General features: G+C 60.7%; 13 protein-coding genes. 9 read left to right on the top strand and 4 right to left on the bottom strand.

Annotation, left to right across the window (positions count from 1 at the left end; all coding sequences use genetic code 11):
* The first annotated feature begins 226 nt into the window (after window positions 1-226).
* The 5 genes from ACUIAI_RS01405 (at window position 227) to ACUIAI_RS01385 (ending at window position 13,274) form a co-directional block, all read left to right on the top strand.
* The gene (locus ACUIAI_RS01405) at window positions 227-3,982 is read left to right on the top strand and encodes an RCC1 domain-containing protein (RefSeq protein ID WP_445342388.1); all 3,756 of its coding nucleotides are present in this window, start codon (window positions 227-229) and stop codon (window positions 3,980-3,982) included.
* A 332-nt stretch (window positions 3,983-4,314) separates the two neighbouring features.
* Entirely contained in the window at window positions 4,315-8,169 is a 3,855-nt protein-coding gene (locus ACUIAI_RS01400) for an RCC1 domain-containing protein (RefSeq protein ID WP_445342387.1), read from the top strand.
* A gap of 311 nt (window positions 8,170-8,480) precedes the next feature.
* On the top strand, window positions 8,481-12,095 hold the full coding sequence (locus tag ACUIAI_RS01395) for an RCC1 domain-containing protein (RefSeq protein WP_445342386.1): 3,615 nt from the start codon (window positions 8,481-8,483) through the stop codon (window positions 12,093-12,095).
* A gap of 287 nt (window positions 12,096-12,382) precedes the next feature.
* Entirely contained in the window at window positions 12,383-12,943 is a 561-nt protein-coding gene (locus ACUIAI_RS01390) for a DUF4986 domain-containing protein (protein ID WP_445342385.1), read from the top strand.
* On the top strand, window positions 12,888-13,274 hold the full coding sequence (locus ACUIAI_RS01385; RefSeq protein ID WP_445342384.1) for a DUF6805 domain-containing protein: 387 nt from the start codon (window positions 12,888-12,890) through the stop codon (window positions 13,272-13,274). The genes ACUIAI_RS01390 and ACUIAI_RS01385 overlap by 56 nt, the downstream gene beginning before the upstream one ends.
* Before the next feature lie 5 nt (window positions 13,275-13,279).
* On the opposite strand, the gene ACUIAI_RS01380 is transcribed toward ACUIAI_RS01385, so the two are convergent.
* The 3 genes from ACUIAI_RS01380 to ACUIAI_RS01370 form a co-directional block, all read right to left on the bottom strand.
* Window positions 13,280-13,786: a LacI family DNA-binding transcriptional regulator gene (locus tag ACUIAI_RS01380; protein WP_445342383.1), complete on the bottom strand. Its 507-nt coding sequence runs from the start codon at window positions 13,784-13,786 to the stop codon at window positions 13,280-13,282.
* Between the two features lie 60 nt (window positions 13,787-13,846).
* The gene (locus ACUIAI_RS01375; protein WP_445342382.1) at window positions 13,847-14,107 is read right to left on the bottom strand and encodes a hypothetical protein; all 261 of its coding nucleotides are present in this window, start codon (window positions 14,105-14,107) and stop codon (window positions 13,847-13,849) included.
* Between the two features lie 75 nt (window positions 14,108-14,182).
* Window positions 14,183-14,287 (bottom strand): LacI family DNA-binding transcriptional regulator, encoded by a 105-nt coding sequence (locus ACUIAI_RS01370; protein ID WP_445342784.1) that lies wholly within the window; start codon window positions 14,285-14,287, stop codon window positions 14,183-14,185.
* Window positions 14,288-14,861: 574 nt separating this feature from the next.
* Between ACUIAI_RS01370 and ACUIAI_RS01365 the strand changes: the two genes are divergently transcribed.
* Both ACUIAI_RS01365 and ACUIAI_RS01360 read left to right on the top strand, forming a co-directional pair.
* Complete coding sequence (locus ACUIAI_RS01365) at window positions 14,862-15,035, top strand: InlB B-repeat-containing protein (protein ID WP_445342381.1); 174 nt, start codon at window positions 14,862-14,864, stop codon at window positions 15,033-15,035.
* Window positions 15,036-15,211: 176 nt separating this feature from the next.
* Window positions 15,212-16,255, top strand: coding sequence for an RCC1 domain-containing protein (locus ACUIAI_RS01360; RefSeq protein ID WP_445342380.1), 1,044 nt, complete (start codon window positions 15,212-15,214; stop codon window positions 16,253-16,255).
* Window positions 16,256-16,896: 641 nt separating this feature from the next.
* Here the strand turns inward: ACUIAI_RS01360 and ACUIAI_RS01355 are convergent.
* A complete protein-coding gene (locus ACUIAI_RS01355) occupies window positions 16,897-17,058 on the bottom strand; it encodes a hypothetical protein (RefSeq protein ID WP_445342379.1) in 162 nt (53 codons plus the stop codon).
* Between the two features lie 100 nt (window positions 17,059-17,158).
* Here ACUIAI_RS01355 and ACUIAI_RS01350 point away from each other — a divergent pair, with 100 nt between their 5' ends.
* Both ACUIAI_RS01350 and ACUIAI_RS01345 read left to right on the top strand, forming a co-directional pair.
* On the top strand, window positions 17,159-20,395 hold the full coding sequence (locus ACUIAI_RS01350; protein WP_445342378.1) for an RCC1 domain-containing protein: 3,237 nt from the start codon (window positions 17,159-17,161) through the stop codon (window positions 20,393-20,395).
* Between the two features lie 1,144 nt (window positions 20,396-21,539).
* Window positions 21,540-24,713, top strand: coding sequence for an RCC1 domain-containing protein (locus tag ACUIAI_RS01345; protein WP_445342377.1), 3,174 nt, complete (start codon window positions 21,540-21,542; stop codon window positions 24,711-24,713).
* Window positions 24,714-24,789: the final 76 nt, after the last annotated feature.

Raw genomic sequence — 24,789 nt, 5'->3', positions numbered from 1 at the left:
ACAACGGAGCCACCCACCTTTTTGCTTCCGCCCTCTATATCGCCAATAAGACGTGAAACAGCCTTCATGTCTTGTGCAGGCTGGCTGACAGGTACTTGGAGTATGCGGACGGACCGTGGTAGCATTTTCTACATAGTTGGGATTGTGCCTGGCATCTATCGGGGAGCCGGACCGGGGGAGTTCCGGATACGCGGCAGCAGTTCCTGGGGAGGGGATTATGCCGATCATGCGTCAGCATGCGAACATGCACAGCCGCCGGGCCATCGTCGTCAGCATGCTGCTCGCCATTATCCTGCCAGCCAGCCTGATCATGGGCGGCCTGGCCATGGCCGACACAGCCTCCGGCGAATCCAGTGTGCCCGAGCCGACCAGGCTGGAGCAGACGGCTGCAGGCCAACAGGCCGACCCATCAGCCAGTGCACCAATCCTGCCGGCCACCCCGGCCGGCCCCCAGTCGCCGCTGCCCTCGCCCTCGCCTCTGGACACCGCATCCCCCCTCATCAGCGCCCAGGCCACGCCCAAGAAGCCCGGCGACACCGGCATCCAAAGCAAGACGGCCGACAGCCAGCCCCAGACACGCGCAGCCTACACCGTCACCTTCAACGACCCCGACGGCAAAACCAACACACCCTCCCAGAGCGTCCCCAGCGGCGGACAGGCCTCCAGGCCCAAGGACCCGGCCAGGGACGGCTACCTGTTCAACGGATGGTTCACCGGCAACACCGCCTACGACTTCAGCCAGCCCGTCACCGGCAGCATCACCCTGACCGCCAAATGGACCAGGAGTTGGAGCCTGACCCCCGCCTCCGGACCAGCAGACGGAGGCACCAGAATCACCCTGACCACGCCCACCCAATCCGGCATACGCTTCAGCCACATCAGCACAGGGATCATGAATTCCCTGGCCGTGGGCTCCGACGGCAACCTCTACTACTGGGGAGCCTACGGCGGTAAGACTGTATCCTCCAACCGACCGGTCATCGTCAAGCCGCCTGAAGAAGGCGACCGCTTCACCCAGGCCGGCTCCGGCAATGGGTTCTCCGTGGCCCTGGGCTCGGACGGCAACCTCTACAGCATGGGAGGAGGGAACGAACGCGGCCAGCTGGGCAACGGCACCACCACCACCTCTTATGACAAACTGGGGAAAGCACCCCTGCCGACAGGGGTCAGGCAATTCACCCAGATCAGTGTAGGATTCGGCCATTCCCTGGCACTGGACTCGGACGGCAACCTCTACAGCTGGGGGCGGAACGATTGCGGCCAGCTGGGCTATGGCACTACAGATGATAATTCTCATGCCACGCCGAGCAAAGTGAACCTGCCGGCAGGGGTCACGGAATTCACCCAGATCAGCGCAGGCACTGATTATTCCCTGGCCATGGGATCGGACGGCAACCTCTACAGCTGGGGAGAAACCGTTTTCAACGCACTGGGACGCAGCAGCAGCACCACGCCAGCCAACCAACCAGGCAAAGTAACCATGCCGGCAGGCGTCAGGCAATTCACCCAGATCAGCGCAGGATACACCCACTCCCTGGCCATGGGATCGGACGGCAACCTCTACAGCTGGGGAAACAACACCAGCAGCCAGCTGGGACGCAACCCCACTAGCACCATGCCAGCCAATCAGCCAGGCAAAGTGACTATGCCGACAGGCGTCAAGCAATTCACCCAGATCAGCGCAGGAAACGGTTATTCCCTGGCCATGGGATCGGACGGCAACCTGTACAGCTGGGGAGACAACACCAACGGCCAGCTGGGACGCAACCCCAGCGCAGCGAAAGACGGCACGCCGGGCAAAGTGGCCATGCCGGCAGGCATCACAATCACCCAAGCCAGCGCGCCAAACATGATTAATGGGTACTTTTCCCTGGCCCTGGGCTCGGACGGCAACCTCTACAGCTGGGGAGACAACAGCGCTAGCCAGCTGGGACGCGACACCAGCGGGAAATTCGACTCCAATCCCGGCATGGTCGACTTCCCTGAGAAGCCGAAGCCGACCGGCGTCAAGTTCGGCGGGACAGCGGGCACGAGCCTGACGGACAACAAGGACGGCACCTGGAGCGTCTCCACGCCCCCGCATGCAGGAGGCAAGACCGACGTAACAATCAACTGGAATATGAACGGCCAGCAGCCCGACGCGCACCTTACCTACACCTATATCAACCCCTACACGGTCACCTTCGACAGCGCCGGCGGCAAGCCGACACCGGGCCAGCAGCGGATCACCGAAGGCCGGCAGGCCACGCGCCCGACCAGCAGCCCGTCCAAGGACGGCTTCCTGTTTGATGGTTGGTTTCTCAAGGATGCCGAGGGCAAATCCGATGTGGCTTATGATTTCAGCCAGCCGGTCACCGCGGACATCACCCTGGTCACGCATTGGAGCCCCGCGGACACCAGCGGCTGGTCGATCAGCCCAGACAAGGGCAACGTGCTGGGCGGCCAGCAGGCGACCATCACCCCGCCGAAACTCAGCCGCGGCATCCGCTTCAACCAGGTCAGCGCCGGTGGCTATGAAATCGGAATGGCCAGTGGCTTTTCGGTGGGCGTGGCCAGCGACGGGAACGCCTACGCCTGGGGCAGCAACCAGTACGGCCAGCTGGGCCAGGGCAGCACCAGCAGCAGGCGGCAGAAAACACCGGTCAGGGTCCCCCTGCCCGACGGCGTGGCCTCCGGTTTCACCTACACGCAGGCCGTGGCGGGTGGCTACCATGTGCTGGCCATCGGCAGCGACGGCATCGTCTACAGCTGGGGGGCCAACGACCGCGGCCAGCTGGGTGACACCACCACCACCGGCCGTTCCAAGCCGCAGCCCGTCAAGGGTGCGGACGGCCAGCCCTTCAAGGCCGTCCAGGTGAGCGCCGGCGCCTACGACTCGGCGGCCATCGACCCGCAGGGGCGCGTCTACACCTGGGGCAGTGAATGTAACAGCGGCGGCTCATACAGCCTGTCTAGATCAACCCCAACCCTGGTTCAGGATCCGAGTGGTTCGAACGAGGGGCTGCAAGCAGTCCAGGTCGCCGTCAAATGGAGCTTCATCATGGCACTGGACAAGAACGGTACCATTTATACATGGGGGTACGACGACTACGGTCAGCTCGGCAACGGCACTAGTGACTCCTCCTATACGAACCAACCCACGCCAGTACAATACCCAGGCAAAACAGGTCAGCCGTTCCAAGCCAAACAAATCAGCGCAGGAAGCTGGAGCGCTCTGGCCATTGATACGACCGATACAGTCTGGGCATGGGGATGGAATGATCGCGGTCAGCTCGGCAATGGCTCCACTGCCGATCGTCAGTACAGCCCCGTTCGGGTACAAGATCCCACAGGCACCAATCAAGGATTCCAAGCCAGCCAAATCTGTACTGGAACGAATCACACCCTGGCCATTGACAAGGAAGGCACAGCCTGGGCCTGGGGGGACAACGGCAACGGTCGGCTCGGCAACGGAACCGTCAAAAACGCTCGGACACCAACACAGATAAATGGCTTTCTGCAACAGAACAATGCCGACGCGGGATTCAAAGCTGCACGCATTAGTGCTGGAAGCCAGCATTCCCTTGCGATCGGCCAGGACGGCAACGCCTACAGCTGGGGCGACAACCAGTACGGCCAGCTCGGCACCGGAAACGACACGGCACGGAGCAGCAACCCGACCCCAGTGCCATTCAATTCGATACTGATCACCGGCGTCAGCTTCGACAAGACAGCCGTGAACCCCCTGCAGCAGAACGCTGACGGGTCCGTCTCTTTTGCTACGCCTGTCCATAATCCTGGGCAAGCCGACGTGGTCGTTGACTGGACCCTGGGCGGCGTCAGCCAGACCCAGGCGCACCTGGACTACACCTACGAAGGCGTCCTGCCCCTGACGGGCGGCAACGGCAGCATGATCCTCCTGCTCGCCGCCGGGCTGCTCGCCGCAGCCGGCGCAGCCGCAGCCGGACGCCACCGGCGTGAATCACACAGCCTGCAGGCCTAGAATCTTCACCCGAGTAAGCGGCTGGACTAAACCCCAAGTTAGCCCAGCCGAAGGGTGGCCCCGCCAGTCCCCAACACAACGGGGCCACCCACCTCTTTGCACCCACCCTTTATATCCATTCTCTGGAATGAGTCAATAAGGTGTGAAGCGGTCTTCTTATAGTGTCCAGGCAAGCAGCCCGGCAGTCTGGCTGACGGGCACTTGGAGCATGCGGACGGACCGTGGTAGCATTTGTATATAGGTTGGGATTGTGTCTGCCATCTATCGGGGAGCCGGACCGGGGGAGTTCCGGATACGCGGCAACAATTCCTGGGAAGGGGATCATGCCGATCATGCGTCAGCATACGAACACGCACAGCCGCAGGGCCATCCTCGTCAGCATGCTGCTCGCCATTATCCTGCCAGCCAGCCTGATCGCCGGAGGACTCGCCACAGCCGACACAGCCGACAGCCAGCCCGCTACGGGCGCCAACGCGCCCGCCATACCGGAAAGCACAGGCCAGGAGGGCCGTCACACCCCCGGCACGGACCAGCAAAACCCCGGCGACACCCCCGCAACGCCCACACCAACCCTGCCGGCCGGCCCCAAGTCGCCGTTGCCCTCTCCCTCGCCCCTGGACACCGCATCCCCCCTCACCAGCGCCCAGGCCACGCCCAAGAAGCCCGGCGACACCGGCATCCAAAGCAAGACGGCCGACAGCCAGTCCCAGACACGCGCAGCCTACACCGTCACCTTCAACGACCCCGACGGCAAAACCAACACACCCTCCCAGAGCGTCCCCGGCGGCGGACAGGCCTCCAGGCCCAAGGACCCGGCCAGGGACGGCTACCTGTTCAACGGATGGTTCACCGGCAACACCGCCGTCGCCTATGACTTCAGCCGGCCCGTCACCGGCAACATCACCCTGACCGCCAAATGGACCAGGATAACCAGCTCCTGGAGCCTCAAACCCACCTCCGGGCCAGCAGAAGGAGGCAGCAGGATCACCCTGACCACGCCCACCACATCCGACATACGCTTCAACCACATCGAAACAGGAAAAGACTTTGCCCTGGCCATGGGTTCCGACGGCAACCTCTATAGCTGGGGAAACAACGGTACCGGGGCGCTGGGACGAGAAACCAACCAAACGCCAGAAAACCTACCAGGCGTTGTCACCCCGCCGACAGGCGTCCGCTTCACCCAGTTCAGCGCAGGCAGTGGTTATTCCCTGGCCCTGGGCTCGGACGGCAACCTCTACAGCTGGGGAGACAACAGCTCCGGCCAGCTCGGCACCGGCAGTACTGATTATTCTCCGCATAGCACGCCGAGCAAAGGGTCCATGCCGACAGACGGCACGAAATTCACCCAGATCAGCGCAGGAAACTATCATTCCCTGGCCATGGGAACGGACGGCAACCTCTACAGCTGGGGAGACAACGGTGCCGGGGCGCTGGGACGAGAAACCGACCAAACGCCAGAAAACCGGCCAGGCGTTGTCACCCCGCCGACAGGCGTCCGCTTCACCCAGTTCAGCGCAGGCGGTGGTTATTCCCTGGCCCTGGGCTCGGACGGCAACCTCTACAGCTGGGGAAACAACGGTATCGGGCAACTGGGCATAGGCGCTACTGATTCTAATCAACATAACACGCCGAGCAAAGGGTCCATGCCGACAGACGGCACGAAATTCACCCAGATCAGCGCAGGATACTATCATTCCCTGGCCATGGGAACGGACGGCAACCTCTACAGCTGGGGAGACAACTCCCTAGGTCAGCTGGGACGCGCCCTCACCAGCACCAGCACGTTGAACGACGGTACGCCGCACAAAGTGAACCCGCCTGCAGGCGTCACACGATTCATCCAGGTCATCGCAGGTGGCGATAATTCCCTGGCCATGGGATGGGACGGCAACCTCTACAGCTGGGGAGACAACAGCAAAGGCCAGCTGGGACGCAGCGCCAGCAGCACGCAAGACGGTACGCCACGCAGAGTGGCCATGCCGGCCGGCATCACAATCACCCAAGTCAGAATCGAAGGCGGCTATTTAGGGGGCTATGCCCTGGGCTTGGGATCGGACGGCAACCTCTACAGCTGGGGAGACAACAGCGAAGGCCAGCTGGCACGCACCCCCGCCAGCGCCACGCCAGCCAACCGGCCAGGCATGGTCCCCTTCCCCGAGTCCCCCAGGCCGACCGGTGTCAGCTTCGGCGGGACAGCGGGCACAAATCTGACTGCAAACACGGGCGGCACCTGGAGAGTGATCACGCCCCCGCATGCAGGAGGCAAGACGGACGTGACCGTCTCCTGGAGCAGAAACGGCCAGCAGCCCGACGCGCACCTGAGCTACACCTACATCAACCCCCACACGGTCACCTTCGACAGCGACGGCGGCAAACCGACACCAGACCCGCAGCGGATCACCATAGGCAAACAGGCCACACGCCCCAGCACAGACCCGACCAAGGACGGTTTCCTGTTCGACGGCTGGTTCATCAAGGACACCAACGGCAAATCCGATGTGGCGTATGATTTCAGCCAGCCGGTCACCGCTGACATCACCCTGGTCGCGCATTGGAGCCCTGCGAACACCGGCGGCTGGTCGATCAGCCCAAGCAAGGGCAACGCGATGGGCGGCCAGCAGGCGACCATCACCCCGCCCAAGCTGAGCCGCGGCATCCGCTTCAGCCAGATAAGCGCCGGCGGCTACCAGTCCGGGGGTTCGCCCGGCCTTTCGGTGGGCGTGGCCAGCGACGGGAACGCCTACGCCTGGGGCAACAACCAGTACGGGCAGCTGGGCCAGGATCCAGACAAGACGCCTACGCAGAAGACGCCGGCCAGGGTCCCCCTGCCCGACGGCGTGGCCGCCGGATTCACCTACACGCAGGTTGCGGCAGGCGGGGCTCACGTGCTGGCCATCGGCTCCGACCAGACCGTCTACGCCTGGGGCGCCAACGACCACGGGCAGCTGGGTGACAACACCACCGGCCATTCCAAGCCGCAGCCAGTCAGGGGTACGGACGGCCAGCCCTTCAAGGCCGTCCAGGTGAGCGCCGGCGCCTACGACTCGGCGGCCATCGACCCGCAGGGGCGCGTCTACACCTGGGGCAGCGAAGGAAACAATCGCTACATCTACAGCACGTCCAAACCGACCCCGACCCTGGCCAGGGACCCCGACGGCTCCGGCCAGGGGCTGCAAGCAGTCCAGGTTGCCGTCAAATGGGGCTTCATCATGGCCTTGGGTACGGACGGCAGCGTATACACGTGGGGATACAACAACTACGGGCAACTCGGCAACGGCCAAAGCACAGGAGATGGCAACGCCACATACGCCGCCGACCCGGCACGCGTGCCCGACCCCAAGGATGCCAGCAAGACCTTCAAAGCCGCGCAGATCAGCGCCGGAGGCTTCCACGCCCTGGCCATCAGCCAGGACGGCACAGCCTGGGCATGGGGGTACAACGACTACGGGCAGCTCGGCGACGGCACGGAAATTAGCAGGACCACGCCCACGCAGGTAGGAAACCCCACAGACTCCAGCCAGCCATTCCAAGTCGCGCAGATCAGCGCCGGCGTAATCCACTCTCTGGCCATCGACAAGAGCGGTGCAGCCTGGGCATGGGGAAGGAACACCAACGGCCAGCTCGGCGACAACACCACCAGCAACCAGCCCACGCCCACACGCGTATCGCCGCCCGCAGGCCAGGGCAGCGCCGGCACCAGGCTCGTAACAGCACGAATCAACGCAGGACGAGGCCACTCCCTGGCCATCGGCCAGGACGGCAACACGTACGCATGGGGCGACAACCAGTACGGCCAGCTCGGCAACACCAGCATCCCCACAGGAGAATACGTAGACACTGCTAAAAGCCTCGTACCAGTACCAGTAGCACTCGATCCACAACTGCTAATCACCGGCGTCAAGTTCGACAAGACGGCCGTGGACCACCTTGTACAGAACTCTGACGGGTCCGTCACCCTGGCCACCCCCACCCATAATCCGGGACTGGCCGACGTGATTGTGGACTGGAGCCTGGGTGGCGCCGGCCAGACCCCGGCGCACCTGGCCTACACCTACGAAGGCACCCTGCCCTTGACGGGCGGCAACGGCAGCATGATCCTCCTGCTCGCCGCCGGGCTGCTCGCCACGGCCGGCGCAACCGCGGCCGGACGCCACCGGCGCGAAACCCGCATCCAGCACGCCTAGAATCCTCACCCGAGTAAGCAGCCAGGCCGCATCCCAAGACGGCCCAGCCAACCAGGGTGGCCCCGCCAATCCCCCAACACAACGGAGCCACCCACCTCTTTTTTAGCCCTTTCTAAGCAGAAAGCCTTACAATTCGGAATTTGACATAACATTTTTTACTTGATTTATCCGGGTGTTGCTTCCGTTCTGGACCGACCCTTTATGCTAACGTTTGTCTAGCTACCGGGAATGTGCCCGGCACGCAGTAGATGAAAAACTTGGGATTTTCATCATTTGACCGCCTTATCTTGGGAAAGGGGTTTGTAGCGATCATGTGCCATCCGGACGCATCTTCCCGGTCAGCCATTGTTGTAGACCTTTTGAAGGTCATCGTCATTCTTCCAACCAGCATGATCATCGGCGGCCTCACTGCGACCGAAGCCACCGCGAAAACAATCAACCCACCCCAGCCGACCAAATTGGAAGAAACCGCAACAGGCCAGCAAAAAGACACATCCTTCAGCACAGCAACCCCCGTGGTCACACCCACGCTGGCGACTGCGACATCCGGCCGTCCGCAAACAGCCTCAACGTCGTACCAGGTCATCTTCGACAGCGCTGACGGCAGCAACGTCGACTCGCAGACCATAGCCGAAGGCACCCAGGCCAGCCGGCCCGCCAAAGACCCAACCAGGGAGGGTTACCTTTTCGACGGCTGGTTCATCAAAAACGACAAAGGCGACTCCAACGTGGCCTACGATTTCAGCCAGCCGGTCACCACAGACCTGACCCTGACAGCCCACTGGACCAAGGGAACCAGCGCCTGGAGCCTCTCCCCCACCTCTGGGAAAGCCACAGGAGACACCAAGATCACCCTGACCCCGCCCACCAAACCAGAGATACGCTTCAGCCATATTATTCCCGCAAAAATAGAAGGTTCCCAAGCCATCGCTTCGGACGGCAACCTCTACAGCTGGGGAGACAACAACTACATACTGGGAACCCCTGAAGAAGAAAAGCGCACGCCGAGCCTTATCACTCCGCCAGATGGTGTCCACTTCACCCAGGTCAGCACAGGCTACTACCACTCCCTGGCCATCGGTTCGGACGGCAACCTCTACAGCTGGGGACACAACAGTTACGGCGAACTGGGGCGCGAGACCGTCAGCAAGTCCCCGAAAGACGACCCCGAGATAGACAATCAGCCGGGCCTGGTCACTGCCCCGGCCGGCGTCCGCTTCACCCAAGCCTGCGCAGGAAAATGGCATTCCCTGGCCCTAGGATCAGACGGCAACCTCTACAGCTGGGGAGAAAACAAGCACGGTGAACTGGGGCGCGACACGGGTTCGGCCGCATACGACGTCAAGCCAGACCAGGTGCCCATGCCAGCAGGCATTACGAAAATCACTCAGCTCAGCGCAGGAACCTTCTACTCAATGGCCCTCGACTCAGACGGCGATCTCTACACCTGGGGGGACAACAGTTATGACGAACTGGGACGCGACACCGCTTTGGCGGGAAAAGACGGCCAACCGGTCAAAGTGCCCACCCCGGAAGGCATCACAAAATTCACTTGGATCGCGGCCGGAGAGTGGACGTCCCTGGCCACCGGCTCAGACGGCAGCCTATACAGCTGGGGATGGAACGAACACGGCCAGCTAGGACGGGACACCGGCGGTTATCCCTACCGTGACGGCAGACCGGGCAAGGTGACCATGCCGGCAGGCGTGACGAAATTCACCCAGGTCAGCACAGAACTCAGGCATACCCTGGCCCTGGGATCGGACGGCAACCTCTACAGCTGGGGAGAAAACAATCGGGGCCAGCTGGGACGCGACACCGGATCAGCTTTATACGGCACCAAGCCAGGCAAGGTCACCGTGCCGACAGGCGTCGCAAAATTCACCCAGGTCAGCGCAGGCTATTCCCATTCCCTGGCCATCGGCTCCGACGGCAACCTCTACAGCTGGGGAGAAAACAAGTACGGCCAGCTGGGACGCCGCACCAGCGGCAACTACGACAGCCGTCCCGGCATGGTCGCCTTCCCCGAGAATCCCAAGCCTGACAAGGTGAGTTTCGGCGGGACGCCCGGCACCAACCTGACCGCCAACACGGACGGCACCTGGAGCGTCACCACACCCAGACATGAGCATGGCAGGGTGGATGTGGCCGTCACCTGGAAGATGAACGGCAAGCGTCCAGACGCACATCTGCCCTACAGGTACCTGGGCACTTACCTTATTGATTTCGACCCTGCCGGTGGCATTGGGTTCTACCTCCAACTCGTGACCGAGGGCGACCATGTGAAACGCCCCGCCAAGGATCCGACCAAGAGGGGCTACCTGTTCGACGGCTGGTTCACCGGCGATACAGCCTACGATTTCAGCAGGCCGGTCACCGGCAAGGTGAACCTGACCGCCCACTGGAGCAGTGCCGACACCAAGTGGAAGCTCGACAAGGCCAGCGGTCCCGAATCAGGCGGCCAGACCGTCACACTGACCCCGCCGATGAAACGCGGCATCCGCATCAGCCAAGTCGACGGAGGAGACCTCCATTCCGCGGCTGTGGGCTCCGATGGCAGCCTCTACACCTGGGGCGACAACAGCAGCCATGGGCAACTGGGCCGCGACACCGCCGACAAGCAGGACAGCCATCCCGGCAGAGCGGAGGCCCCTGCAGGTGTCAACTTCGTACATGTCAGCACAGGCTATGGATTTTCCGTGGCCCTGGGCTCCGATGGCAGCCTCTATACCTGGGGAGACAACAGCCGAGGCCAGCTGGGCCGTGCCGTCACCAGCAGCAAACCAGCCAACAGGCCCAACAAGGTGGAGTCCACGGCAGGCATCACCTTCACCCAGGCGAGCGCAGGCGAATCGCATGTGGTAGCCGTGGGCTCGGACGGCAACCTCTACACCTGGGGAGACAACAGCGCCGGCCGACTGGGCCGCGACACCAGCAGCATCCCGGCAAACAAGCCTGGAAAAGCCGACACTCCGGCAGACGTCACTTTTAGTAGCGTCAGTGCAGGCTGGTGCCACACAGTGGCTCTCGACACTCAGGGGAATGCGTACACCTGGGGTGGCAACACCCACGGCGAACTCGGACGCAGCATAACCAGCACTCCGGCAGACAAGCCCGGTAAGGCCGACGCACCTGCAGGCATCATCTTCACCCATGCGAGCGCAGGCAGAAGCCACTCCGTGGCCGTAAGCGACGACGGCAGCATCTACACCTGGGGCAATGCCGACAATGGACAACTGGGCCGCGACACCAGTGGCACACCTGCTGACAAGCCAGGCAAAGCCAACATCCCGGCAGATCTCGCCTTCACCCAAGCCAGCGCAGGAGACGAACATTCCATCGCCTTAGGTTCCGACGGCAACCTCTACACCTGGGGAGACAACAGCCATGGGCGCCTGGGCCGCGACACCAGCAAAACCCCGGCAGACATGCCAGGCAAAACCGATACGCCGGCAGGCATCACGTTCACACAAGCCAGCGCAGGCGCATGGCACAGTCTGGCCCTGGGCTCTGACGGCAACCTCTACAGCTGGGGAGACAACACTAACGGACAGCTGGGCCGCGACACCGGCAACACCCAGGCCGCCAGCCCAGCCATGGACAACTTCCCCGGGCAAGGCACCCCTACACATGTCATGTTCGACAATGTGGAAGCCTCCGACCTGACTAGGAATCACGACGGCACCTGGACGGCGACCACGCCGGCACACATGCCCGGTACGTCATCCGTCACCATCGACTGGAGGCTGAATGGAGCAGCCCAAACCCCCGATATCAGCAACACGTATCGGTACACCTCCATCAGCCTGCTGCCCTCGTCAGGAGGAGGCGGCCTGCTTCCCCTGCTAGTCGCCGGGCTGCTCGCCTTCGCATGCGCTGCAGCAGCCAGACGCCACCGGCTGGGAACCCTTAGCCGACAACAATAAAGACTTCTCTTGTGTAAGAAGGTCCGGGTTATCACTATCCCCAACACAAAGCCCGGACCACAGGGGTGGCCCCAACTCCCCCGACGCAATGGGGCCACCCATATACTTCCTTCAGAGCGGCAATGACATCGCATAGCAACATTGCCAACATGGACAATGGCTTATACCCCGACATTACCGTATATGTAGCGCTACAATTATCGTCAGCAACGCCGACGACTCAGCCACCGCAGGCCTGTCCGAGCGGCACCCCAAACACAGCCGTCGAATCGTCGCAGGGAGGAGCCATGACCGACGCACGCCATCAATCCCAATCAGCGCAAAACAATCCTGAACCGGATGTCCGCTTCACACCATCCCAGGTCCGACTGACCCCCGGCAACATCTACGCCAATGCACAGCAGGCCGGCTCAGACTGGGTCAGCCTGCTGCGCGGTGTCAAGGTCATGGCCGCCCGCAGCGACGATGCCGACCTGATAGGCCTGAAGGCTGACGACTCCCGTGCCGGACACATCGCCTCCGGCCCCCTGCGCCCGCTGGGCGACCTGCCCGTGCTCCAGGGAGCACCCCAGGACTTCCTGCTGCCCCACCCCCAGGACGACGGCGCCATAGAAGTGGCCGTCTCCAGACCCAAGACCGGAAAACAAGGGTGGACCGATTCGCGCCTGCTACTGGTCCCCTTCACTTCCATCGAAGCCTCGCGATACTCGGTCTACCTGCCCTGGGCGAAGGATGGCGATAAGGACCGTGTTCGCCGAGCCCTGGAAGAGATCGATGCACAGGATCAGGCCCATGAGCTGCGGGTCCCAGCAGTCCGAAATCGACCACGAGTATCAGGGCAGGAATGACCGGCAGGAGCTGATTGAGGGAACCAACACCCGTCACGCCCTGGCTGGGGGCTACTTCTCATACCGGCTGCGGGATGCCACCGGCGGCGCGAAAATGCTGGAGGTTGCCATGCGGGACCAGGACAGCGCCGCACCCTACTGCCTGCGGACGGAGGGCCTGGAATTGGGCCAGCCCGTAAGAAGCCGCGAAAACGGCAGAATACTGGACCGCTACCCCCTGACCGGTCGTGGATTGGACGCTCTGCCCGACCGGGCTGTCAGAGTACAGGTCCAAGCCGGAGACGAAGGTTCCACCCCTGACCTGCTGACTCTGGCACTGATTCGCGGTTGAAGAATTCAGGACCGGGCTGTACTGCCAGCCTCCACCAGCGTGAAGGGCAGGTCCACCTGCTCGGGCTGATGTCTGCCGGGCGGATCCTTCATCCGAGCCATGAGCAGTCGCAGGCACTCGGCCGCCACCCGGTCAGTGTCTACGCGAATGGTCGAAAGGGCAGGTGTGAGGAAGCGGGACACTTCCAGCCCGTCGAAACCAATCAGGGCTACCTGCTCGGGCACTCGCACACCATGTGCACCCAGCGCGTGCAGGGCCCCGATGGCCACCACATCCGTCAGGACAAAGACCCCGTCAAAATCCCTGCGGCGAGTCAACAAAGCGGCCATGGCCTGGTCGGCGCTGCCCTGATCCCAGTCGCAGTCGACAACATCTTCAGGCCCTAGGCGGATTCCATGACCTTGTGCTGCCTGCATGGCACCCAAGAGCCGCTGTTCCCGCCCTAGGATGGACTGAGCCAGCTGGTCTGGAGTTTTATGAGGTGCCAAGAACCAGAATCCGCCGGCAACCATGGTCTATCAGATGCTCCACTGCTGCCTGAGCACCCCGGCGGTTAGGACTGCGCACAGTGTCTACGGACCAGTCCAGCCGCGGACCGTCGAAAACCACCAAGGGGTAGCGCCGATTGAGCGTGGCAACAGAGTCGGCGACAGGACCGGAGCGGACAGGATGGTTCCCTCGCAAAATTGGGTGGCGATGTCTGCCACCATGGATGACTCGTAGCTGGCCATCTGCCGCGTCTGCTGAATTAGCGTCTGATAACCCATGCTGAAGGCCTGATCCGATACCGCCGCCGCCAGGGCCGCCGAGAAGGGCGAACGGTCCAGCTCCACAGTGGAGAAGCCGATGATTCCGGATCTGCCCGAGCTGAGTCGCCGGGCCGGCAGATTGGGCCAGTATCCCTGACGTTACGCCGCCTCCAACACCCGACGCGCCGTAGCAGGTTTGACTGAGGATTTGCCCCGTAGGGCATTGGATGCAGTCATTCGCGACACCCCGGCCTCACCGGCCACATCGTCCAAAGTCGTCACTATGGTTGTCGCTTCCCTCACGCCTGATATGTCAGTTCATTCTATCGTCGGGCAGACAAGGACTTAAAGGTGAATATTAGTTGACGGTGCGCCGCTTACGCGTCGCTTTCGCTACTACCGCGGTTGGTTAACAATACAGCTATATTTTCTTTCGATGGTATGTTCAATGCTGAAGTGGTGAGGATCTGAGCGCTTTTCGTCATGGCCTTTTCGACTGGTGCAGTGCTGACGCTGGCACACCGGGCAGCTTTTCGCCAGACAAGACGTTTATAGGCAAGCGATGATGGCTTCGCTTGCCGTTAGTGAAGGGTTTTGATTTCATGCGTCTGGCTTCTCGTCTGCGTCGTGCATCGGCGATGATGGCAGGGCAAGCCAGGCAGAATCAATGCCAGCACGGCACCCACCGTGGAGACAGCCAGCATGGACGGCCAGCCACTGACAATCACCAAACAGCGACACCTGGCAGACGAATATACCTGCACACACGTCCGGACAAGCCGCCATCCTCATCACCGGCAAACAACACAACCAGTCCTTCACCAGGAGCTTCGAATACATGGTCGACCAGACTCTGTCCAGAGACGCCCAGCCTGGCTCCACCTACACGGTAAGCTTCAATACAACCGGAGGAAGCCAGGCACCCCAACCCCAACAGATCCTCTACCCGTACGGGCGAGTGCAACGGCCCAACCCAGATCCGACGCACAACGGCTACCAGTTCGACGGATGATTCACCGGCAACACCGCCTACAACTTCAGCACACCCGTCACAGAAAACATCATGCTCGCCGCTCGCTGGACCAGCAAAACCCCAGAAACACGTGGACCATCAGCCCCAACAAGGGAAGCCAGCCAGGCGATGAGACCACCACCATCACCCCGCCATACAGCCGCAGCGGCGTTAAATTGAAACAAATCAGCAATTCAATTGGATCTGGCAAGATGCACAATAGTGTTTCCTTGGCTGTGGGCAGCGACGGTAACGCGTACGCATGGGGACACAACACGTCTGGTCAGCTTGGCAACGGCACCAGCAGCGGCTTCAACGGTGCGAATCCTGTTCCTGGGTGTGCATGCGACCCGAACAATCCCGAAGATACAAGCAAAAGCTTGAAAAGCGTTCAGATCAGCGCCGGTTTTGAGCATTCCATGGCGATTGATGCCCAAGGAAACACCTGGTCTTGGGGATGGAATTATTGGGGCGAACTCGGACAGAATACGACGAATGATGATATTCTTCCCCCAGCCCGAACATATAATCCCGACAATCCCACTATCCCCTTCAAAGCCAGCCAGGTCAGTGCGGGATACGACACGTCCCTAGCTGTCGACAGCAATGGAATTTCATGGTCGTGGGAACGAAACGATTACGGCCAACTCGGTTATACCAACTATGACAGTTCCACTGTTCACAGACAACCAGCAAAAGTGCGAAATCCTGCGTCCCCAAACAACACTGATCTAAGTCTAAACAGCACTCTAGTCAGTGCAGGAAATTGGGATTCTCTGGCTATCGGCAAGGAAGGATACACGTATGCATGGGGATACAACGGCTATGGTCAACTCGGCAACAACAGCTACAAAGATGCCTATGCCCCGGTGTTAGTGGAGTTCAACCTGTCTCAGGTGATCAGCGCGGCCAGGTTCGGCACTAGCCCCGGCAGGAATCTGACTCCTGTCGGCAATAGCAATAGCGTCACCGTGTTCACGCCTGGACACCTGCCGGACACGGTCATAGTCAGCGTGGACTACACAATGGGCGGTTCAGGACAGACTTTGACCGACACCTCCCTCAGATACACGTACCTGTCTGCAGGCGTGCTCCCCCGGGCCGGAGGGGAAGGCATCATGCTCGCCCTGGCCACCGGCATGACCAGCATGGGCGCGATGCTGGCCTCCCGCCGCCACCGGAGAGAGCAACACCATCTATTGCACGTTTCACATGAGTAAGGAACAGGCCGGGGGGCGTATCGATCCCCTCGCCCCCGGCCAGAACAGGGGGAGCAGGGAGGCCGGTGTCATGTAAGGCTCAATCCCCAAGAGAGCCGACATCCCTCCCGCGTCCCCACAAACTTCTGCGAGCAGGAGTTGAAGTCAAACGCACGCATTCACATTCAGGAGAAGAAATAGCGAGATGCGCAGGCAGACGCAGGAAGCTCACAACCCCGGCCAGCCTGGCCGCCGTCCGTGCTCCAGTCTCGGCATAATTGCTGTAAGCAGCCGACTTCCTCAGTCAAGGAGATTATTACCGCTGATTGGCTACTTCGGCTTGTGTGTATAGTCTATGTGGTGTGTGGTAGGGTAAAAACCGAGGGACTGTCGAGAAGTCAACTGGCTTTCGCCATAGTTTCTGCATCCCGTTGCAGGATTGGCACTAGCAGGTCGCACGGTTTTCCGACAGAAAGAACTTTAAATAGGCGGGTGATATTTGCTCCGCTTGATGTTTGGTGAAGGGGTTTGGTTTCATGCATCTTGTTTCCCGTCTGCGTCGCACGTTGGCGATGACGACCGTCCTGCTTGGCCTGCTGGCAGGCCTGGGCGTCGCATCCGCCCAAGCGGACGCTCCAATCCTCACCGGGGGGGGGGGGTCGTCAGACCCCTCGCGTAGCTGAGCAAACCCCCAGCATTTCCCCCAGTAGCGCAACCAGCACACCACTGCCCTCACCATCGCCAGTACAAGCCACCACACCATTAAGCTCGGCAACACCAAGTCCAGGCACCCCGTCGTCGAAGACGAACAATCCAGACAACACAGCATCCGCCTCGACCAACCCATCCAACAAAGCGGACGGTCAAGCCATGCACATGGTGCGCTTCGACCCGGGTGACGGAAGCAGGCCGACACAATCAACTGTGAAGAACCGTACTCTCGCCGCTGCCCCGCAACAGAATCCGCAGCGTGATGGCTTCCAATTCGACGGGTGGACATATGACAGCCAGCCCTTCGACTTCCGGACCCCCATCCTTCAGGACATGACTCTGAAAGCCAAATGGACCAGGACCACGGACTGGACACTGAGCCCGGACCACGGACCCGCCGCCGGAGCACATCTAATAATCAGCCCGCCTGACAAGCAGGAACTTTACTACGTCAGCATTCAAGCCGCAGGAGAGCATACTATCGGCCTGACCGGCGACGGCCGCATCTACACATGGACACAGGACAGCACACCGAGGCAAATTCCCATCCCCGCCAAGGCTCCCCAAGGGTTCCGCTACCTGCAGGCCGCAACCGGCAGCCAATGGCAGACGGCGCTTGGATCCGACCAGCGCATCTACGCCTGGAACAGCCAGCAGACTATGCCCACGCTCCTTGACACCGGCCAGAACACCGAGTTCACCAGCATCAGCACGGACAATTGTCTTCTCCTAGCGGTGGACCAGCAAAGCCAGGTCCACGTCTACCAGGCCAGCCAGGCCGATAGTCAGGACCCGACCCCGAAATTCACCGAGCAGGCCACGACCCGCCTACACAGACAGGCGCAGGCAGTTCTTGCCGTCGCCTCCTCCGGCAGGATCCTCATCGTGGATACGGACGGGCAAGTCTGGAAATGGCAGCCAGACAACGCAGGGAGTGCAAAACCCGAACGTGTTGAGCAAAACACGGGCATGCGCATCGTCGATGCTGCATCTCTTAACACAGGAGACCTCCTTCTGGATTCAGAAGGACAGGTCTGGTACCTGGACAACAGCACCACTAGCATGACCCCGGTCAGCCTACCGGAAAGCACTAAATCCAGCAGGATCACCACCAACAAGAACCAGGCCGTTATCACCGGCATGGACGGCCGCATCTGGACCTGGAAGCCAGGAGAAACGCCCATGCGCGCGGACAGCGGGAACCAGCCCTACACGCAGGCCACCTCCACCGACAACAGAATCAGCGCCATCAGCAGGCAAGGCAGCATGTACACGTGGAGCCCGGATGCTCAAGGCAATCCAGGTAAGCCAGCCAAAATTAACGCCGCGACCGCGCCCACCTTGGAAACAGCCAGCATGGACAGCCAGCCTCTCAAACTCAGCATGAAAGACGAAGTTTGGCAGGTGGACATGCCCGCCCGCAAGCCCGGGCCAGCCGCCATCACACTCACCGGCAGACAAGACAACCAGCCTTTCACCAGAAGCCTCGTCTACACCGTCGACCAGCCGCTGTTAAGGGACACCCGGCAAGGTTCCACATACCAGGTCACCTTTAAGACGGGCGGAGGAAAGCCCGAACCAGGAGTCCAGAAATTCTCCACCCCGTACGGCAGGGTCAAGCGTCCCTCACCCGACCCGGCGCGTGAAGGCTACCTGTTCGACGGATGGTTCATCGGGGAGGTCGCCTACGATTTCAGCAAGCCCGTCACGGCCAACCTAACCCTCACCGCCCACTGGACGCCCAGAAGCCAGAACACCCAGTGGAGCATCAATCCCGACAAAGGCAGCCAACTGGGCAACGAAACCACTGCCATCACCCCGCCAGACAGCACTAGCCGAGGCATAAGGTTCAGCCAAGTCAGCGGAGACAAAGGAGACAACTACTCTTATGGGTTTTCCCTAGCGGTGGGCAGTGACGGGAACGCCTACGCCTGGGGAGACAACACATATGGCCAACTCGGCAATGGGACAACCAAACCCCAGACTACACCGGTCATGGTGAAGAAGCCGGATACCAAGACGTATCCCGACCGGCCAACGGATTTCACCTACGTGCAGGTCAGCGCCGGATATCAGTATTCGCTGGCCCTGGGCAGCGACGGATACGTTTACGCCTGGGGATATAACAACTATGGCCAGCTCGGCAACAACACTACCAGCGGCAATGATCCGAATCCAGTTCCTGTACGCGTACGCGACCCCGCCAACCCCACAGATAAAAGCAAGGGGCTCAAAACCACACAGGTCAGCGCCGGAGGTGATCATTCGCTGGCCCTGGGCAGCGACGGATACGTTTACGCCTGGGGAAACAACTACTATGGCCAGCTCGGCAACAACACCAGCGGCGACAATGCGGATTCGCATGTTCCTGTGCGCGTACGCGACCCCGCCAACCCCGACGACGCAAGCAAAGGACTCAAAACCACACAGGTCAGCGCCGGATACTCTCATTCGTTGGCCCTGGGCAGCGACGGATACGCCTACGCCTGGGGGACCAATTACTATGGCCAGCTCGGCAACAACACCAGCAACTATAATGCGAATCCAGATCCTGTACGCGTACGCGACCCCGCCAACCCCACAGATAAAAGCAAGGGGCTCAAAACCACACAGGTCAGCGCCGGAGAAAATCATTCGCTGGCCCTGGGCAGCGACGGATACGCCTACGCCTGGGGAAGGAACTACAGGGGCCAACTCGGCAACAACACCAGCAACTATAATGCGAATCCAGATCCTGTACGCGTACGCGACCCCGCCAACCCCGACGACGCAAGCAAAGGACTCAAAACCACACAGATCAGCGCCGGAGGCAATCATTCGCTGGCCCTGGGCAGCGACGGATACGCCTACGCCTGGGGAAACAACGAGTATGGCCAACTCGGCAACAACACCAGCAACTATGATGCGAATCCAGCTCCTGTACGCGTACGCGACCCCGCCAACCCCACAGATACGAGCAAAGGACTCAAAACCACACAGATCAGCGCCGGAGAAAAACATTCGCTGGCAATCGACACGGATGGGAATGCTAAAACATGGGGAAACAACGATAATGGCCAGCTCGGTGACGACACCACTAGCAGCTCGAGTGTTCCGGTGCCGGTGGCGTTCAACCTGCAGCCGATGATCACCAGCGTCAGGTTCGATCAAACCCCAGCAGCAGGACTGGAACGTGGCGATGGCACCAGCGTCACCGTAACCACGCCTGCACATGAGCCGGGCATAGTCACCGTCAGCGTCGACTACACGCTGGGCGGCGCACCCCAGGAACCGTACACCTCCCTCCAATACACGTACACGCCTGCAACGCCTGCAGGCGTGCTCCCACAGGCTGGAGGGGAGGGCATCCTGCTCGCCATGACCACCGGCGTAATCGGCATGGGCGGGGTCCTTGCATCCCGCCGACACAGGCGGGAAATACACCGCCTTTTGCGCGCTTCGCACGAGTAAGACAGACCGGGTGGCATATTAATCCCCCCGCCCCCGGTCCATATAGGGGGAGCAGGGAGGCCAGTGTCACACAAGGCTCAAACCCCAAGAGAGCCGACACCCCTCCCGCGCCCCCACCACACTCATTAATGAACCACACGACAGCAACAGAAAAGCAGTTGCTCTTGAGGGTGAGAGTTATTGTTTCATGTCAAAAACAAAACCTACAACTGTTTACTACTTGTTATCACGCTTGTCATAGATAGTCTGCTTGCAGGCTATATACATAACCAGGCCAAGCAAGGGCACGGCAGAGCCAATTAAGGCAGAGCCAATTAAGAATGGGTGGCTGTAGCCTGCTGCCCTAAGATACTGTCCCTTCCCCCCCCCCACAGATTATGTTGTTTTATCAGTGTTCTATAGCCAAGCAGTGACGAATTTCGTGAGGAGATGAGACTCACCAGGGCATTGCTTACGGCCCGCTTTCGCCAAAAATGCGATTCAATCGGAATTGCTGTTTTGCCATAAAAACCGACGATTACACGGTCCATACTGCAAATAATTCCAAATGACTTACCACCAATTGCTTCGTGTGTTGCTTTTTAACTTGGTGGTATGGTGAAGATAGGGGTGTCGGGAAACGGCTGGCTTTCCGCTATGGCTCGTGCAATCTGATGCTGAGCCGACATTGAAAGACAGAAGGACTTTCCGACAGATAAGACGTTATAGGCGAGCTGTTGGCTTTGCTTGGTGTCGGTAAGGGGTTTATAAGTCATGCATCTGGTTTCCCGTCTGCGTTCCGTTTCGGCGATGATGATCGTCCTACTGAGCCTGCTGGCAGGCTTGGGCGTCGCGTCCGCCAACGCAGCGGACGCTCCTATCCTCACCGGGGGGGGGGGGTCGTCAGACCCCTCGCGTAGCTGAGCAAAATCCCGCCTCTTTCCCCAGCAGTGCATCAAATACTCAACTTCCCTCGCCATCGCCTCTGACAACAGCATCGCCATTAAACGCCGCAACAGCAAGCCCAAATGCTCCCTCATCGCCGACGGGCAGTACAGGCAGCGGCGAATCGGCTCCGGCCAAATCAACAGAAACAACGGATGCTCAGGCCGCGCACGTGGTGCGCTTCGACCCGACCGACGGAAGCAAACCAACACAGGCGAGCGTGAAGAATGGGATTCTCGCCTCCCCTCCGGAACGGAATCCGCAGCGTGAGGGCTTCCGGTTCGACGGGTGGACATATGACGGTCAGCCTTTCGACTTGCAGACCCCCATCCTCCAGGACACGACCCTGAAAGCCCAGTGGACCAAAGTCACAGACTGGACGCTGAGCCCGGACCACGGGCCCGCCTCCGGCACCCGCCTGACCATCAACCCGCCCGACAAGCAAGAACCACGTTTCAGCAATATCCACGCCGCAGGCGAGCAGACTGTCAGCCTGACCGGCGACGGCCGCATCTACACATGGACGAAAGATAGCCCGCCCAAGCAGGTGCCCTTCCCCGCCCAGGCTCCCAGCGGGTTCCATTATCTGCAGGCCGCAGCCGGCAGCCGGTGGCAGGCGGCCCTCGGCTCCGACCAGCGGATCTACATCTGGAACAGCGGACAGACTGAACCCGTAATCCTCAACACCGACCGGAACACCGGGTTCACCAGCATCAGCACGGACAATGACCTGCTTCTGGCGGTGGACCGGCAGGGACAGGTCCACGCCTACCATGCTGACCAGGCCAGCAACCAGGACCAGACCCCGGAATTCACCCAGCAGGCCGCAACCGGCCTGCCCGGGCAGACGCAGGCCGTCACCACCGCCGCCTCCGACAAGCGGATCCTCATCCTGGACGCGGACGGGCAAACCTGGACCTGGAAAACGGCCTCGGGAAACGCCGGGCCTTCACGCATCGAACAGGAACCGGGCATGCGCATCATCCAAGCCCAAGCCCTCAACAAGGGGTTCCTCCTCCTGGATGCGGACGGGCAGACCCAGTACCTAAACGACAGCTCGACCAAAATAACAGCCGCCAGCCTGCCGGAAAGCATGAAAGCCCGATCAATCACCACCAACGGCAGCCAGGCCATCATCAACGGCACGGACGGCCAAGTCTGGACCTGGAAGCCCGGCAACAAACCCGAGCGGGCGGACGACGGCAGCCAGACCTACATGCAAGCCTCCGAAGCCGACGGCAGAATCACCGCCATCAGCAGACAAGGCAGCCTATACCAGTGGAAACTTGATGAGCAGGGCCAGCCTGACAAACCAAAAAGAACCATCATCACACAGGCACCCACACTGGAATCAGCCAGTATGGACGGCCAGACACTCACACTCAGCAAGACCGGCGACGCCTGGCAGACGGACATGCCCGCACACAAGCCCGGACCAGCAGCCATCACCATCACCGGCAACCAATACGGCCAGCCCTTCACCAGGAGCCTCAACTACACGGTCGACCAGACCCTGACCAGAGACACCACTCCGGACACCACCCACACAGTCACCTTCGACACGGGCGAAGAAGGCACCAAGCCTGAAGACCAGAGTGTCCCCTACCCGTACGGCAGGGCCAAACGGCCCTCCCCCGACCCGGTACGCAACGGCTACCAGTTCGACGGATGGTTCATCGGGCAGGTCGCCTACGACTTCAGCAAACCCGTCACCCAGAACCTCACCCTCACCGCCAAATGGACCCTCAAAGACCCCAACAACACCTGGAAAATCAACCCCGACAAAGGCAGCCAGACAGGAGGACAACAGACCACGATTACTCCGCCAGCGGCTGCCAACAGCACTAAATTCAGCCAAGTCAGCAGCTCAGGCACCAACAACTTCTCCTTGGCTGTGGGCAGCGACGGCAATGCCTACGCCTGGGGATTCAACAACTACGGCCAGCTCGGCAACGGAAACACCAGCAACCGAAATACACCAGTCATAGTGAAGAAACCTGCAGGCGTGTCGGCTGACTTCACCTACGTGCAGGTCAGCGCCGGAACCGATCATTCACTGGCCGTGGGCAGCGACGGATACGCCTACGCCTGGGGAAACAACAACAACGGCCAGCTCGGCAACAACACAACAAGCTTTTCGTCCGTCCCCGTGCGCGTATGCGATCCTTCCACTGGATCCAACGTTGATACGGGGCTGAAAGCCATACAGGTGAGCGCCGGAAGGTTGTTTTCGCTGGCAATCGACCAAGATGGGAACATATGGGCATGGGGAAACAACGACAACGGCCAGCTCGGCAACGGAAATACCAGGGGCACTAACACCCCTCAGTCAGTTCTGCTCGATCCCAAGCATGCGAGCACGGTGCTCAAAGCTGTCCAAGTCAGCGCCGGGGATTTTCATTCGCTGGCAATCGACCAAGATGGGAACACATGGGCATGGGGACGCAACGACTATGGCCAACTCGGCAACGGAAATACCAGCGGCACTAACGCGAATCCTACTCCCAGCTCGGTGCTGCTCGATCCCAAGCATGCGAGCACGGTGCTCAAAGCTGTCCAAGTTAGCGCCGGAGGCTCTCTTTCGTTGGCAATCGACCAAGATGGGAACACATGGGCATGGGGGCACAACGACTATGGCCAACTCGGCAACGGCAGCACAAGCAGCCTAAGGAATCCTGTCCCCAGTTCGGTGCTTCTCAACCCAAAGGATACAAGTACAGTGCTGAAAGCTGTGCAAGTGAGCGCCGGATGGGCTCATTCGCTGGCTGTCGACACGAATGGAAACGCCTGGGCATGGGGACAAAACAACTATGGAAAGCTCGGCAACAACACCACGAGCGATCAACATTCCCCCGTGAAGGTGTTCGCTTCCGCTAAATCCACGAGCACTGCTGGATCCTGGCTGAACACAGCGCAAATCAGCGCCGGAGGGAATCATTCGCTGGCAATCGGCAAAGACGGTAACACAAGCGCATGGGGATTCAACCGGTACGGTCAGCTTGGCAACGGCACCACCAGCGGCAACGACGCGAATCGTGTTCCGGTGCCGGTGACGTTTGACCTATCTCCAGTAATCACCGGCGTCAGCTTCGACGGCAAAGCCATCAAGGATATATCTAAAAGCCAGGACGATGGCAGCGTCACAGTGACCACGCCCCCTCATGAACCGGGCGAGGTCACGGTCAGCGTCGACTACACGCTGGGCGGCACAGGAAGCACCCTGACCTACGACTCTCTCAGATACACATACACACCCTTGGGTGTGTTGCCTAAAGCCGGCGGCGAAGGCGTCCTGCTCGTCCTCGCCACCGGCATGACCAGCATGGGCGGGGTGCTGGCATCCCGCCGTCATCTAAGAGAACAGAGACAGCTGCTACACACTTTGCACGAGTAAGAAAGGCCAGGACGGATCAATCCCCCCGCCCCGGCTTACAAGGGGCGCGCGGAGGCACGTCATACAAGGCTCAACC

This window comes from Bifidobacterium sp. ESL0827, from assembly GCF_052606685.1.
This window is presented reverse-complemented; position numbering and strand designations above follow the sequence as displayed.